The organism is Janthinobacterium sp. GW458P, assembly GCF_002127585.1.
Classification (GTDB): Bacteria; Pseudomonadota; Gammaproteobacteria; order Burkholderiales; family Burkholderiaceae_D; genus Janthinobacterium.
The window spans coordinates 1-15,298 of the sequence record NZ_NEGZ01000058.1; the positions used below are offsets into that span (position 1 = coordinate 1).

Here is a 15,298-nt window from a genome sequence, read left to right on the forward strand (position 1 = left end):
GGCGCTGGCGCTGGCGGCGGTGACGGGGCATCGCCCAGCGGTTCCAGGCTCAGGCCGCTTGCCGGCGGCGCTGGCGCCACCGGTGCGGGGCGCAGCGGCACGGCATCGGCCGGCGCCAGTTCCAGCACCTGGTCGTAGGCCTCGGACGGTTTTTCCAGCTCCTCGTCCGGCAGGCTGTTCTGCTTGGCGCGCTCGGCCTTCTTCAGCGCCTGCATGAGCAAGCTCATGGCAAATCTCCCTGCAGGCGGGCCTGCGGCGCGGCGGCGGGCGCCGGTCCGTCGGCGTAGGGCTGCTTGTTGAGCGGAGCCTGGTCGGGCAGCAGGTAGCGGTAGTCGCGGTAATCGCCGTCGATGCTGGCGTCCTTGACCACTACGGGGCGCATGAAGATCACCAGCTCCGTCTTGCTGCTCGCTTCGTTGCGATAAGTAAATAGATTGCCAACCAGGGGCAGGCTGGACAGGCCGGGCACGCCGTCCTTGGCGTTATCGACGGAATCCTGCATCAGGCCGCCCATCACGGCGATCTGGCCGTTGCCGACCTTCATGATCGACTCCAGTTCGCGCGCCTGGATCACGGGCACGCGGCTCTGCACGCTGGCCGAGGTCAGGGCGGGATTCGGGTCCTGCACGTAGCCGACGATGCGCGTGATGGTGGGGCGCACATTGAGCGTGACCTCGTCGCTGTCGGAAATCTGCGGCGTGACGCTCATGACGAAGCCGACGGGCACGGTTTCCAGTTTCGACTCATAGGTGGCCGGCGTGGTGACGGTGCCTGTCGAACTGATCACGGCGGGCGTCACCTTGATGGTAAAGAAGACATTGTTGTCGACCACTTTCAGCATGGCCGTCTGGTTGTTCAGCACGCTGATCTTGGGACTGGACAGCACTTTTACCTTGCCGAACGATTCGAGCAGCTGGATGGTCGTGCTGAAACTGTCCTTCATGTAGTTGAGCACGAAGATGCCGGGCGAGGTACCCGGCAGGACGCCGCTGGGCAGGGGTTGGGTGCCGACGCGGCTCTGGTTCAGGCTCAGGTTGCCCGTCAGGCGCGACCAGTTGATGCCTTGCTGGTACTCGTTGCTCAGGCGCACCTCGATGATGGTGGCCTCGATCAGCACCTGCCGCTTGGCGCTGTGCAGCACGACGTCGAGGAAAGCGGCGATCTTCTCGTGCTGGCGGCCCGTGGCCCGCACGGCGATCAGCCCCCCTTCGGCATTCACCACCACCGACGAGGGACTGCCCTTGTTGGCCAGTTTTAACAGCGGCATGCCGTTCGCGTCGGTGGGCTGGGCCGGCGACGCATTGCCCTGCTGCTGGCCCGGCGCATACTGGCCGCCCGACGGCATGGGGGGCTGGGCGCCGGGCTGGCCAGCGTATTGGCCGCCATACTGGCCCGCGCCGCCGGCCGCCGGCGCATTGCCGCCCTGGGCCTGTCCTGGCTGGCCCGGCTGGCCCTGGGCACTGCCCTGGGCGTTCGCCAGTTGCTGGTTCAGTTGCGCCAGCGGGTCGACCTGCACATCGTTGAGCGTGGTTTCGCGCAGCAGGTCGCGGATATTCCTTTCCAGGCTGTACCAGAAATTATTTTCTGAACGATTCACCACCAGGGTAGTCGAATTGTTATTGCCGTTGCCGCCGCTGCCTTGCGTGCCGCCGACCGGATTGCTGGCGTTGTTCGAGCCGCCGCCCGCCGTGGAAATCTGCGTGGCGATGTTTACGCTGCTGTTGGTGCTGCGCGCCATGTTGACGTAATCGACCTTGTAGTTGCGCCACACGGGCGCATCCGGCAGCACGAGCAGGTTCTTGCCGTCGATTTCGTAGCGCATATCGACTTGCTTGCTGATACGCGTGAGCAGCTGCGGCAAGGTCTGGTTGAGCGCGTTGAGCGTCACGCTGCCTTCGATCTGCGGGTGGATGTCGACATTCATGCCGGCGTCGCGCGCGAGTGCGAACAGCAGCGACTGCACGGGCACCTTGTGCACGGTGACGCTGTAGGTTTCGGCCTTGGCCGCAGGCAATGGCGCGGCCAGCACGCTGCTTTGCTGCACGGGCTCGGGAATGGCGCCCGCAGGGGGCGGCGGCGCATTCAGATGCCCGGGCGACAGGGGCATCTGATGCGAGGCGCAAGCTGCCAGCATGACGCAGCAGGCAACGGTGACGCAAGAGGCCAGCACAGGAATAGGGTGTTGAGTCATGAAAAGTTCGCCCTTGAAGTCGTGTTGTGCTTTTGTAATTTTAACCACCATGATCCTCTAAAAGCAATCGTATGTGCAGGCCAGGGAGGGAATATGCAGAAATAAAGTTGACCCCCGCCACGTCAAGGTTTTCGCTGGGAAACGGGTTTCATTTCCGTGCGGATACTGTCTATGTTGCTCAGCAATAGTTTCTGCGGCGACGCCGTCGCCAGCCGCGCCCAAACGGCTTCGGCGCTGGCGCGGTCGGCGAAGCTGCCATAGACGATGGTCAGGCGCGGCGCCATCGCTCCGGGCCTGGTTTGCTGAACGCGGAACACGTGGATGTCGCCCAGGCCGATGGCCAGCCGCGCCTGTTGCAGGAACGCTTCCGCCGCCGCCGTGTCCGTGGCAGGGATGCTGGCAATCTGCAGCACCAGTTGCTGCGGCGCCTGGCGCGCCAGCCATGCCTGCGATGCGGCCAGACTGCTGTCGAGCAGCGGCGTGGGCGCCGGCCGTCGCGCGAGTGCCGCTGCCTGGACGTCTGCCCTGGCGTCTATCGGCGCGTCTGCCGGTGCGTCTGCCGGCGCGCGGCTTGCCTCGGGCGCCAGTTCGCCGGCCGCATCGCCCGGCACACCGGCCTGGACGCTTGTCGGGCTGTCCGCCGGCGCCCTGGCTGGCGCTGACGCAGCCAGGGGCGCGGCGGCCGCTGTCATGGCTTGGGCTGGCACATGCGTGGGCGCGGCAGGCCGTGCTGGCGCTGCGGCCGGCGCGGCGCTGCGGGGCGCCAGCCATTGCCACAGCAGTGCGCCGGCCAGCAGCAGCATGACGGCGATCAAGGCGCGCGCCAGCGGCATGCCCGCATGCCAGGGTACGGGGCGAAACGGGCTGTCGGCGATCGCCAGGCGCAGGTGGCGCGCGTCGATGCGTCCGGCGTCGTCGGCATAGGCGGCCAGCAGAGCTTTGTCGGCGAGGATATTGATCCGCCGCACGATGCCCTGCGAGGCGCGGGCCAGCTGGCGCAGCGCCGCCGCTTCAAAGACGAGCGGCGCGGCGCGGCCCGCTGCCGCCAGCCGGCATGCCAGGTAGTCGTCCAGCAGGGCGGGCGGCAGGCGCGGCACCGTGAAACTGTGGGTGATGCGTTCCTTCAATTGCCGCAGCTGCGGCAAATCCAGCGTGCGCTCGAGTTCCGGCTGGCCGAACAGCACGATCTGCAGCAGCTTGTGGCTGGCCGTTTCCAGATTCGTCAGCAGGCGCAGCGCTTCCAGCGTGTCCACCGGCATGGCTTGCGCCTCTTCGGCCAGCAGCAGCACCTGGCGGCCCGCCGCATGCCGGCTGATGAGTTCCTCGTGCAGGGAACGCAGCACTTCGTCGGCGCGGCATGGCGGCAGCTCCAGGCCCAGTTCGGCGGCGATGGCGTGCGCGACTTCATCGGGCGCCAGGCCGGGGTTGGGCAGGTACAGCACGTCGACGTGGGCTGGCAGCCGTTCGGCCAGCATGCGGCACAGCATGGTCTTGCCGCTGCCCACTTCTCCCGTCAGCTTGATGATGCCTTCGCCTTGCGTGACGGCGTACAGCAGCGCGTCGAGCAGGGCGCCGCGCGTATTGCCGGTATAAAAGAAGGCGGGGTCCGGCGTGATGCCGAACGGCGCCGTGCGCAAGCCGAAGTGGCGCAGATACATGCCGTGCGGCGATGGCGCGTAGCGGCTGTCCGCAGCGGTGCGCGCGTCCGCATTCATGCCGCGATGCAATTCAAGAACGCCTGCTCCAGGCTGGCGTCGGCCGTGCCGCCGTGGCGCGCGCGGCATTCGGCCGGCGTGCCCGTAAACAGCATGCGCCCTGCGTGCAGGATGGCCATGCGGTCGCACAGCTCTTCCACGTCGGCCAGCGCATGCGAGGTGAGCAGGGCGCCGCGGCCCTGCGTCCGCGCCTCGCGCAGCACCTGCTTGAACCTGGCCCTGGCTTTCGGGTCGAGTCCGCTCATCGGTTCATCGAGCACCAGTTGTTGCTTGCCCGATAGCAAGCAGGCAGCCAGCCCCAGTTTCTGCATCATGCCCTTCGAATAATCGCGCGCGGGGCGCCGCAAGGCGTCGGGCGCCAGATCCAGCACCGCGATAAGCTGCTGTACCGCCGCTTCGTCATGGCGTACATTGTGCAGGCGCGACAGGTAGCGCAGGAAATCGCCGCCCGTCAGGTAATACGGCGCCTGGAAACGTTCCGGCAGGAAAGACAGCGGCTGGCGCGCCGCACTGTGTCCGTGCGCCTGGCCGAAGATGGCGATGGCGCCCTGGTCCGGCGTGCAGAAATCGAACAGGCATTTGAGCAGGGTGGTCTTGCCCGCGCCGTTCACGCCTACCAGGCCGAACAGCTCGCCCGCGCGCACCTGCAGGTCGACGCCGCGCAGGACGGGGCTGCCGGCCAGCTGTTTGTGCACGTTATGAAACTCGATGGCGCAGGCATTCATGGGGCGTAGGGGGCAGGGCGGACGGTGAATGAATGCCATTATTGCCATGCGTGCCGGCGCCCGGCAAGTGTTTCCTTGCTGAGTGGCGAAATGCGTGAAAATCAAGCCGTGAAATGTATTTTCTTTAAGAAACAACAGGTTCTGGAATAAAATACCAGCGCGCGCCGCGGGCGTGCATCGTCTGTCGAATTTGTTTGTCGAGGAGTAAACATGGCAAGGCCAGAGAAAGTCCGGCTCGGGGAAATCCTGGTGCAGCAGAAATTGCTGACCGAACAACAGTTGGGCGAGGCCTTGACGGAACAGAAGCGCTCGGGGCGCAAGCTGGGCCGCGTTTTTGTCGAGCACGGCTTTGTCACGGAAGAGCAGATTTCCGGCGCGCTGGCGCGTCAGCTCGACATTCCCTACATCAACCTGAAGTTTTTCAACATCAATCCCGAGCTGGTGCGCCTGCTGCCGGAAACCCAGGCGCGCCGCTTCCGCGCGCTGGTGCTGGAAGACCGGCGCGATGGCTTGCTGGTCGGCATGTCGGACCCCACCGACCTGTTTGCCTATGACGAGATTTCGCGCCTGGTCAAGCGCCATATCGAGCTGGCCGTGGTCAATGAAACGGAAGTGCTGGCGGCCATCGACCGCATCTACCGCCGCACGGAAGACATTTCCACGCTGACGCGCGAGCTGGAGCAGGACCTGGGCGACGTCTCCGTCGACTTCGGCGCGCTGGCCGTCAATCCTGGCCTGGAAGAGGCGCCCATCGTCAAGCTGCTGCAATCGGTGTTCGAGGACGCCACGCAGGTGCGCGCCTCCGACATCCACATCGAGCCGCAGGAAGGCCGGCTGCAGATCCGCTTCCGCATCGACGGCGTGCTGCACCTGCAGACGGAAGCGGACAGCAAGATCGCCAGTTCGCTGGCGCTGCGGCTGAAACTGATGTCGGACCTCGATATTTCCGAGAAACGCTTGCCGCAGGATGGCCGCTTCGCCATCCGCGTGAAAAACCAGCGCATCGACGTGCGTATTTCCACCATGCCGACGCAGTACGGCGAATCGGTGGTGATGCGCCTGCTGAACCAGGGCGGCACGACCTTGCGCCTGGACGCCATCGGCATGCCGCCCGCGCTGGTGGAACAGTTCCGCGCCATCGTCAGCCGTCCGAACGGCCTCGTGCTGGTGACGGGGCCGACGGGCAGCGGCAAGACGACGACCCTGTATTGCGCCTTGTCCGAACTCAATTCCGTGGAGAAAAAGCTGATCACGGTGGAAGACCCCGTCGAGTACCGCTTGTCCGGCATCAACCAGGTGCAGGTCAACGACAAGATCGAGCTCAATTTTGCCCGCGTGCTGCGCTCGGCCCTGCGGCAGGATCCCGATATCGTGCTGGTGGGCGAGATGCGCGACCAGGAAACGGCGCAGATCGGCTTGCGCGCCGCCATGACGGGTCACCTGGTGCTGTCGACCCTGCATACGAACGACGCCATCAGCACGCCGCTGCGCCTGATGGACATGGGCGTGCCCCGCTACATGGTGGGCAGCTCGCTGCAAGCCGTGCTGGCGCAGCGCCTGGTGCGCGTGATCTGCGAAAGCTGCAGCACGCCGTACGCGCCCACGCCCAACGAGTACGAATGGCTGCGCCTGGAACTGGGCGAGCTGGTCGAGCGCAACCAGTATTTCCACGGCAAGGGCTGCTCGCATTGCAATGGCATGGGTTACCGGGGCCGCACGGGCGTGTACGAATTGCTGGAAATCACGCGCGCCGTGGCCGACGCGGCCAACCATGCCGACCCTTCCCACTTCATGAAGGTGGCGACGGCGCAGATGGCGGGCGCCACCTTGCGCCGCCATGCCGTGCAGCTGGTGGTTGCCGGCCGTACGACGGTGATGGAAGCGATGCGCATCAGCAACCAGAGCGAGGATTGAGGTGCCATTTTTCTCCTACAAGGCGCGCAACGCCAGCGGCGACCTGCTGACCGGCGTGATGGAAGGCGCCGACAGCGGCGCCGTGGCCGATCAATTGTTTTCCACGGGCGCGACGCCGGTGGAAATCCTGGCGACCCGAAAGGCCGCCACCACCGGCGCCGATATCGGCTGGTGGCAACGACTGACGGAGAAAAAAGTCAGCTCGATGGACGTGCAATTGTTCAGCCGCCAGCTGTACACCCTGCTCAAGGCGGGCGTGCCCATCATGCGCGGCCTGGCCGGCCTGCAGGAGTCCGCCATCAGCCCCGCATTCGGCCGCGTCATCAAGGACGTGCGCGAATCGCTGGACGCGGGCCGCGAACTGTCGGCCGCCATGGCGCGCCACCCCAGCGTATTTACGCCGTTTTACCTGTCGATGGTGCGCGTGGGCGAGATGACGGGGCGCCTCGATGAAGTCTTCCTGCGCCTGTTCGACCACCTGGAATTCGACCGCGACATGCGCGCGCGCGTCAAGTCGGCCACGCGCTACCCCAGTTTCGTGATCGTGGCCATGATCATCGCCATGGTCATTGTGAATATGTTCGTGATTCCGCAGTTCGTGCAAGTGTTCGCCACCTTTAACGCCGAATTGCCCTTGATGACGCGCATCCTGATCGCCACCTCGGCCTTCATGGTGGCGTATTGGCCTTTGCTGCTGCTGCTGACTATCGGCGCGATAGCCGCTTTCCGGGCCTGGCTGCGCACGGTCAGGGGCCGTTATGCGTGGGACCGCTACAAGTTGCGTTTTCCCATTGCAGGGAAGATCATCCTGAAAGGCACCATGGCGCGTTTTGCGCGCAGCTTCGCCTTGTCGAGCACCAGCGGCGTGCCCATCGTGCAGGCGCTGACGGTGGTGTCGCAAACGGTGGACAACGCCTATCTGTGCGCCCGCGTGGAACAGATGCGCGACGGCGTCGAGCGCGGCGACAGCATCCTGCGCACCTCGGTGGCGGCGGGCGTCTTCACGCCGGTGGTGCTGCAGATGATCGCCGTCGGCGAAGAGTCCGGTTCACTCGATGATTTGATGAATGAAATCGCCCAGATGTACGAACGGGAAGTGGATTACGAATTGAAGACCTTGTCCGCGCAGATCGAACCCATCCTGATCGCCTTTCTTGGCGCCATGGTGCTGGTGCTGGCGCTGGGCATCTTCTTGCCGGTGTGGGATCTGGGCAAGGTTGCGCTGCATAAATGAGGTCATGCCTTTCGCCAAAAAACAACAGCGTGGCCGGCAAGGCGGGGCAGGCGGGCTTTACCCTGTTTGAACTGGCCGTTGCCGTGTCTGTCATTGCCGTGCTGGCGACCATGCTGCTGAGCCGGCTGGTGGCATACCAGCACGAAGCGGAGCGGGTCGCCGTGCAGCAAACGGTGCTGGCGCTGCGCGCGGGGCTGCGCATGAAAGTGCTGGAATTGTATGCGGCTGACCGGCAAAATGCGTTGCCTGCGCTGGCCGGACAAAATCCCTTCGATTGGCTGGCCGAGAAGCCGCCCAACTATTTGGGGGAATATGCGGCGCCGGAGCTGGAAAAACTTCCCCAAAGACATTGGTTTTTTGATAGAAGTAATGCAGAATTGATATATGTATTAAATCGAGGCAACACTTTCGGCCTTGGCCGTTCCGAGTTGCTTCAATTCAAGGTAAGCTTGCGGCAAGCCTCCGCTACCCGGGCCCAGCCCTCAACCCCGGTGGATGCGCCCGAAGTGGCGCTGATACAGCTTGGTGATGCGGGCGGGCTGAAATAGTTCTTTTATTCTGCCGGCAAATTTTGCCAGCATTGTTTTTTGATTTTTTGGAGATCAGCATGAAACTGCAGTCAATTCGTCGTTTTCAACAAGGTGGCCAAGCGGGCTTTACGCTGATCGAGTTAGTCGTCGTCATCGTCATCCTGGGCATTCTGGCGGCCACCGCGATTCCCCGCTTTGTCAATCTGTCGGCCGATGCGCGCCTGGCGAAAATCAACGGCGCTCGCGCCACGGTGCAGGCCGCCGCTTCCCTGGCCCATGCGCAATGGCTGGTCAACAATGCTGCCGTCGGAGTAATTCCTCCTGTGGTAATGGAAGGTACGACCATCACCATGGTGAACGGTTATCCTGATGCGGCCGGCATCGTGCTAGCTGCCGGTGGCTTGGGCGACTACAATGTCTCGGGCACGGCGCCGGTATCGATCGCCGCCGATCCCAACCACCTTACCTGCGCGTTTACTTACACTGTCGCTACGGCGACTGCGGCGGCGGCGGTGGGCGTCGCGCCTGTTCTTGCCAGTTGTTAATGACGTGAATCTGCATGCAGCGGCAGGTCGCGCCGCATGCAATCCGCCTGGTTCGCCAGGCGTTTTTCATTCTTCCAGGCATGTTTCAGCCGGCATGCCGCTCATTGCCATAGGTGCGAGTACACGATGCTGTCTCCAGCAGGTTTGATATTTGCCGGGCCTGCCAACCGTGGGCGCCTGCAGCGCGGCTTCACCCTGGTCGAACTGATCGCCGTGCTGGTGGTGGGCGGGCTGCTGGCTGCCGTCGTCGCTCCCCGTTTCTTCCAGCAAGACAGTTTTGATGCGCGCAGCTTTGCCGATCAGAACGTGAGCATGCTGCGCTATGGGCAAAAACTGGCGATCGCGCAAAACCGGCCCGTCTTCGTGCAGCTCGACGGCGCGCGCATCGCCCTGTGTTTCAATACAGCCTGCGACGCGCCCAACCGCGTCTTGCCGCCCGCTGGCGGCAACAGCGGCCGCAAAGCCACCTTGGCCGCCTGCGCCAATAGCGCGGCGTGGCTGTGCGAAGCGGCGCCCGGCAATATCAGCTACAGCGTGCCGGCGGAGGCCGCCTCTTTTTATTTCAACGCCCTGGGGCGTCCTTTCAAGGCGGGCGACGCCGAGCCCGTCTCGACCTTTCCCGCGCGCGTCAGTATCGGCGTCGTCGGCGGCGGCATGACGCGCAACATCATCGTCGAAGGGGAGACGGGCTATGTCCATTACTAGGATAGCCGTCTTGCGCAGGGCAGGGCAGCGCGGCGTGACCCTGATCGAACTGGTCATCTTCATTGTCATCGTCTCCATCGCCGTGCTGGGGTTGCTGCAGATTTTTACCCGCACCACGGCGAGCAGCGCCGACCCGCAATTGCGCAAGCAGGCGCTGGCGCTGGCCGAGGGCATGCTGGAAGAGGTGGCCATGGCGCGCTTCACGTTTTGCAATCCGGCCGCCGATCCGGCCGCAGATGCGGCGACGAATGCCGCGCCGCTCAGTGCCGCCAATCCCACCGGCTGCAACACGCCGCAGAATGTCAGCGCGACGGCGCCCGCCACGGGGCGGCCCTATTACAATGTCAGCGACTACGTGCGCGCGTTCGATACGCCCGTAAACTACACGAGCGATGCGGCCGGCAGCAGCTTTCCTGCGGGCTATGCGGTAAGCGTGACCGTCAGCCCTGATGCGGGATTGGGGCCGGCAGGCGCCACCTTGCCTTCGGACGCCACGCCCGTCAATATGAATGTGCTGCGCATCACGGTCACCGTGACTTACGGCGCGAATCAGCAACTGGTGCTGGCAGGCTACCGCGCGCGCTACGCAGGCAATGCCGTCCCATGATGACTTTTGCACGCCCCCGGCAGCGCGGTTTCACCCTGATCGAACTGATCGTGGTCATCATCATCACGGCCGTCGTGGCCGGCATGGTGACGGTATTCATCCGCGCGCCCGTGCAAGGCTACCTGGACGTGGCCGCCCGGGCCGAACTGGCCGATGCCGCCGATATGGCGTCGCGCCGCATCGCGCGCGACGTGCGCCTGGCGCTGCCCAACAGCGTGCGCGTGACGAGCAACGGGAGCGGCAGCTATCTGGAGCTGCTGCTGACCAAGACGGGCGGCCGCTATCTGTCGGAAGACGACAACCTCAGCTTGACACCGGGCAATGTGCTGGCCTTCGATCCCAGCACGCCGGGCGCCACCGCCAATGTGTTTAGCATCGTCGGCGCCGTGCCTGCCGGCTTGCAGACCATCGTGGCCGGCGACTTTATCGTCGTCAATAATCTGGGCGACCAGCCTCCCGTGGATGCCTATAACTGCAGCGGGCAATGCAACCGCGCCCAGGTCGCCTCCATCAGCGGCAACAATGTCACGCTGGCCAATAACCCCTTTGTCGCGCAAACGCCATCCATGCCTTCCCTCAGCTATCGTTTTCAGGTGGTCAGTACGGTAGTGACCTATCACTGCGCGCCGAATGCGAACGGCACGGGCACGCTGACCCGCTATGCGGGCTATGCGATCCAGCCCGTCCAGCCGGTGAGCGCCACCGCCGCGCCCCTCAATAGCGCGCCGTCGGCGGCGCTGATGGCGATGCAGGTCGCCGGCTGCGGTTTTTCCTTCACGACGCTGCCCAATGTGCAGCGCGGCCTGGTCAGCATCGGCCTGACCCTGGGCGCGCCCGGCGGCAATGCCGGCCAGATCACGCTGGTGCAGCAGGCACAGGTCAATAATTCGCCATGACGAAACCCGCTACCGCCATCCCCATGCCGCGCCGCCGCCCCGCATGCCGCCCGGCGCGCGGCTTCAGCATCATCACCGCCATCTTTCTGCTGCTGGTGCTGTCCGCGCTGGGCGCGGCGCTGGTTTCCATTTCGACCATGCAGCATGCCGAATCGGCGCTCGACGTGCAGGGTGCGCGCGCCTACCAGGCGGCCCGGGCCGGCATGGAGTGGGGGGTGTATCAGCAGCGCGTCAATAACAGTTGCGCCGCCAGCCGCGATTTTGCCTTGCCCGCGGCTGGCGCCTTGAACGGTTTTTCCGTCACCGTGCGCTGTACGCAGACGGCGGGCGCGGTGCCGCGCTACCAGGTGATCGCCACGGGCTGCAATCAGCCCGTTGGCGGCGTTTGCGCCACCGCCAACGCCACCAACCATCCCGATTACGTGCAGCGCGTCGTGCAGGCGGAGTTTTAGGCGAGGCAAACCAAAGGAGCGACATGCAGGCAGTCACGGCAGTATGGATACATGCACTGGGGCGCCTGGCCTTGCTGGCCATGCTGTGCTGCACGCCGGCACACGCGGTGACGTACGCCAATACCAGTTTTGCCTACAACTGGGTCGACGCCAGCAATCATGCCAGGCTCGGCTACAACACCTCGCCATACAAATTCAATGGCGCCACCGGCTGCGGCACCACGCCGCCCATCCTTGACGACACCCTCAGCGACGCCTTGCCCATCGGATTCAGCTTCATGTATTCAGGCGTGGCCTTCAGCAGCTTGCGCGTGATGACGAATGGCCGGGTGCAGTTCAACAACAACGTCACGTGCGGCTACGGCAGCCCCGTCCAGACGCTGCCGTACCCGGACAGCAGCCTGAATTACACCATGCGCATCTATGGCAATGATCTCGACCCCACCTCGAAGCTGGAATTGCCCTCCTACAATACCGCCTGCGCCAGCCGCGCCACCTGCTATGTCAGCTACGCCACCATCGGCACGGCGCCGTACCGCAGTTTTGTCGTGACGTGGAATAATGTGCCGGAGTGGACCACGGGCGCCAATCCGACCGGCTCCTACAGCCTGCAATTGATCCTGCAGGAAAACGGCGAATTCATCTACCAGTACGGCGCGGCAGTGGCGGGGCCTTCCGCCAAGCTGGGACAGATCGGCTGGCAAGCCGACAGCAACGATTACGACACGCCGCAGACAGGCTTTCCCGTCAGTAATTCTGCCATCAAGTTCTATATTCCCCGCCCCGTGATCGAATACCGCATGGAGCAGCCCAGCTGGAACAATACGCCGGGGCAAGTTAGCGATTCCAGCGGCAACGGCCGCGACGGCACGGTGCTGGGCGGCGCGCAGACCATCGCCGCCGGCCGCGTCTGCCGTGCCGCCAGCTTTCCCCTCAATACCAGCGCCGCGGCCATCGACGCCATCGACAGCGCCCTGTCCGTGCCCGGCACCATGGGCGGCGCCGGCACCATCACGTTCTGGTACAAGGCCAATACGGCCTGGTCCGGCAGCGGCGCGCGCGATGCGCAGCTGCTCGACGCGACACAGATGAACAATGAATGGTTTTTCCTTGTGCGGCGCAGCACGGGCGCCTTGCGCTTCGTCGTCACGGATAGCCTGGGCAACCAGCGTGCGGTGGAAACGGCCGCCAACACGGTGGCCGCCGGCACCTGGAAGCATATCGCCGTGAGCTGGAGCTTCAATGCGCTGGCCGCCGCCAACAGCGACCACTTGCGCATATACATCGACGGCGTGCTGCAAAAGGAGACGGCGTTTACCACGGCGGCAGTGGTGTCGCCGCGCATCGGGACGCTGTTTATCGGCGACAACCGCAGCGCATTCACGGGGCAGAACGGCAGCGGCAACTCCAGCGACGGCGCCATCGACGAATTGCGCGCCTATAACTACGAGGGCGGACTGGCGCTGGTGCAGCGCGACCAGAATCTCAGCCAGGCGGGCTGCCTGAACCATTATGCGGTGACGAATACGGGCACCGGCCTGACCTGCCAGCAAAGCACGGTGACGGTCACGGCGCATGACGTCAATCACAATAATATCGTGATGCCGAACAACACCACGCAAATCCAGCTGAGTACCTCGAACGGCATCGGCGACTGGGCCCTGATTTCGGGCTATGGCGTGCTTGCCAACGGCACGCTGAACGACGGCGTGGCGACCTATCTGTTCAACGGCGAGTACCAGGCGGTGTTTGGCCTGAGCAGCGGCACGGCGGCCACCGTCAGCGTGAATGTAACGGATGGGCAGTTCACGGAACAGGAAGACCAGTCGCTGGTGATCAAGGCGTGCGCCGTGGCGCGCTTCAACGCCTGCGAGGCGACGTCGCCCCGTTGCGTGCCCAGCACCAACAGCCTGAGCTATGCGCGGCTCAATACCAAGCTGGCCGACACGGCCTTCAAGCTCGACCTGGTCAAGCTGAAGACCGATGCCAGCCTGGAATCGAATTTTGCGGGCGCGGCGACGGTCGATTTGCTGGCCAATACCGCCACCGGCGTGGCGCTGGGGGCGAATAACTGCCCGCTTACCCAGACGGCGGTGATTCCGCTGGGGCTGGTGGCGTTCACGGCCGGCTATTCGAGCACGAGCGTGAGCATCCCGGCCAGCGCCATCAGCGCCGTGGCGCCCCGGTACAGCGCCTACCGCGACGTGCGCGTGCGCGTCACTTGCACCGCGGCCGTGTGCGGCACCGCCAATGTGGGTTGCTCGACCGATAGTTTTGCAGTGCGGCCACAGCAGTTTACGCTCAGCTCCAATATGAGCAACAGCGGGCTGAGCGGCACACCCAGTCTGGCGGCCGGCGCCCCGTTCACCCTGGGCGCTGCCGCGGCCGCTGGCTATAACGGCACGCCGCTGGTCGACAATTCCGCCGCCGGCCAGAAAATCACCGGTTTCCTCAGTGCCAGCGACTACACCGACCGCCTCGCATCGACGGCCAATGCCAGCCCGTTCCCGCTGGGGCAGGCGGTGCTGGCCAGCGGCCTGGCCAGCAACGGCGGCGTGAGCTACGGCGATGTCGGCACCTTCCGCATGCTGCCCGAGGCGGTGCTCGACAATTCCTACACCAGCGTCGACCAGCCCGGCGACTGCGTGATCGGCAGCAGCAGCAATACGGCCGTCAATGGCAAGTTCGGCTGCAATATCGCCAACCAGGCGCAAACCCCGGTGCCCGTCTTCGGCCGCTTTTTTCCTGACCACTACGCGCTCACGGGCGCCCTGACCGCCGCCTGCGGCGACTTTACCTACATGGGCCAGCGCGAACTGGGCATCGTGCTGGGCGCAACGGCATTGAGCTACAACAACCAGATCCTCGCGCGCTATGGCAGCGGCTATCCCGCACTCGCCAGCGTCAGCGTGGGCGCGGCCAATGCCGGCGCGGCGCTGGCCATCAGCCGCCTGGCGCCGGCCTTGCCCGCCTTCGCGTGGAACCAGGGGCGCAGCGGGCGTTCCTACACGACGGACGGCGCCGCCTATGCGTCCGGCAGCACGCAAGTGGCGGTGACCGGCAGCGGCGGCCTGTCGGCGGGGGAACTGATCAAGTTCGGCGGCGACAGCGCCATCTACACCGTGCAGGCCGGCACTGCCGGCGCCGGCACCATTACGCTGGCCGCGCCTGGCTTGCAGCAGGACATTCCAAGCGGCGCGACCGGCATCACGGTGCTGCACAGCTTTAACCGGCTGGCCAGCGGCCAGGATGGCCCGTATGACGATTTTTCGCTGGTGGTGGGCATCAGCGACAGCGACGGTGCGCTCATTTCCAGCGTGAATGGCCTCGCGGTCGCGCCCGCCGCCAGCGTCGCCGTCGGCGATACCAGCCTGCGTCATGGCCGCTTGCGGATCAACAATATGTATGGCTCGGAACAGCGCGCGCTGCCGGTGCCGCTGGCGGCGCAATACTGGAACGGCAGCGCGTTTGCCATCAATACGCTGGACACATGCACGGCCCTGCTGCGCAAGAATTTCGCCCTGAAGGATTACCTCAACCTGACGGATGCGCAGTTGCCGGCCGCCACCACCTTGCCGCTCGACAGCGGCTTGCTGCAGCAGGGCAGCGGCAGCCTGCTGATGGCCAAGCCCGCCGCGCCGGTGACGAAAAAGGGCACGCTCACGCTGCAGTCGCTGATACCCTACCTGCCGGGACAGGCGCGCCAGACCATCGGCACGTTCAAGAGCGACGTCATGTTGTACATGCGCGAAATTTATTGAAGGGCGCGCGATTTTTCGGCCTG

At 64.7% G+C, this 15,298-nt stretch carries 12 protein-coding genes and 1 pseudogene; 9 read left to right on the forward strand and 4 right to left on the reverse strand.

Translation table 11 applies throughout. The features are described from left to right. The 4 genes and pseudogenes from CBW50_RS23775 to CBW50_RS23790 form a co-directional block, all read right to left on the reverse strand. Positions 1 to 227, reverse strand: a pseudogene (locus CBW50_RS23775) (tetratricopeptide repeat protein); the annotation flags it as partial. Further along, entirely contained in the window at positions 224 to 2,191 is a 1,968-nt protein-coding gene (locus tag CBW50_RS23780) for a type II secretion system protein GspD (protein ID WP_086147811.1), read from the reverse strand. The pseudogene CBW50_RS23775 and the gene CBW50_RS23780, both read right to left, overlap by 4 nt. Positions 2,192 to 2,313: 122 nt before the next feature. Then, complete coding sequence (locus tag CBW50_RS30075) at positions 2,314 to 3,906, reverse strand: AAA family ATPase (protein WP_226935923.1); 1,593 nt, start codon at positions 3,904 to 3,906, stop codon at positions 2,314 to 2,316. Next, positions 3,903 to 4,670 carry an ABC transporter ATP-binding protein gene (locus CBW50_RS23790; RefSeq protein ID WP_226935925.1) on the reverse strand — a complete coding sequence of 256 codons (768 nt, stop codon included), beginning with the start codon at positions 4,668 to 4,670 and terminating at the stop codon, positions 3,903 to 3,905. The genes CBW50_RS30075 and CBW50_RS23790 overlap by 4 nt, the downstream gene beginning before the upstream one ends. Before the next feature lie 171 nt (positions 4,671 to 4,841). Between CBW50_RS23790 and CBW50_RS23795 the strand changes: the two genes are divergently transcribed. From CBW50_RS23795 to CBW50_RS23835, 9 genes are all read left to right on the forward strand, one after another. Further along, on the forward strand, positions 4,842 to 6,545 hold the full coding sequence (locus tag CBW50_RS23795) for a GspE/PulE family protein (protein WP_086147813.1): 1,704 nt from the start codon (positions 4,842 to 4,844) through the stop codon (positions 6,543 to 6,545). Position 6,546: 1 nt separating this feature from the next. Continuing rightward, positions 6,547 to 7,779: a type II secretion system F family protein gene (locus CBW50_RS23800; RefSeq protein WP_086147814.1), complete on the forward strand. Its 1,233-nt coding sequence runs from the start codon at positions 6,547 to 6,549 to the stop codon at positions 7,777 to 7,779. 29 nt (positions 7,780 to 7,808) lie between these two features. Next, entirely contained in the window at positions 7,809 to 8,327 is a 519-nt protein-coding gene (locus CBW50_RS23805) for a type IV pilin protein (protein WP_157792273.1), read from the forward strand. 59 nt (positions 8,328 to 8,386) lie between these two features. Continuing rightward, positions 8,387 to 8,854, forward strand: a complete 468-nt coding sequence (locus CBW50_RS30240; protein WP_086147851.1) for a type II secretion system protein — start codon at positions 8,387 to 8,389, stop codon at positions 8,852 to 8,854. 126 nt (positions 8,855 to 8,980) lie between these two features. Then, complete coding sequence (locus tag CBW50_RS23815) at positions 8,981 to 9,559, forward strand: Tfp pilus assembly protein FimT/FimU (RefSeq protein ID WP_086147816.1); 579 nt, start codon at positions 8,981 to 8,983, stop codon at positions 9,557 to 9,559. Beyond that, entirely contained in the window at positions 9,546 to 10,166 is a 621-nt protein-coding gene (locus CBW50_RS23820) for a prepilin-type N-terminal cleavage/methylation domain-containing protein (RefSeq protein WP_086147817.1), read from the forward strand. Before CBW50_RS23815 ends, CBW50_RS23820 begins: the two co-directional genes overlap by 14 nt. Further along, complete coding sequence (locus CBW50_RS23825) at positions 10,163 to 11,062, forward strand: prepilin-type N-terminal cleavage/methylation domain-containing protein (RefSeq protein WP_086147818.1); 900 nt, start codon at positions 10,163 to 10,165, stop codon at positions 11,060 to 11,062. Before CBW50_RS23820 ends, CBW50_RS23825 begins: the two co-directional genes overlap by 4 nt. Beyond that, entirely contained in the window at positions 11,059 to 11,514 is a 456-nt protein-coding gene (locus CBW50_RS23830; RefSeq protein WP_226935927.1) for an agglutinin biogenesis protein MshP, read from the forward strand. The genes CBW50_RS23825 and CBW50_RS23830 overlap by 4 nt, the downstream gene beginning before the upstream one ends. Before the next feature lie 23 nt (positions 11,515 to 11,537). Continuing rightward, complete coding sequence (locus tag CBW50_RS23835) at positions 11,538 to 15,275, forward strand: LamG domain-containing protein (protein WP_086147819.1); 3,738 nt, start codon at positions 11,538 to 11,540, stop codon at positions 15,273 to 15,275. Positions 15,276 to 15,298 lie beyond the last annotated feature (23 nt).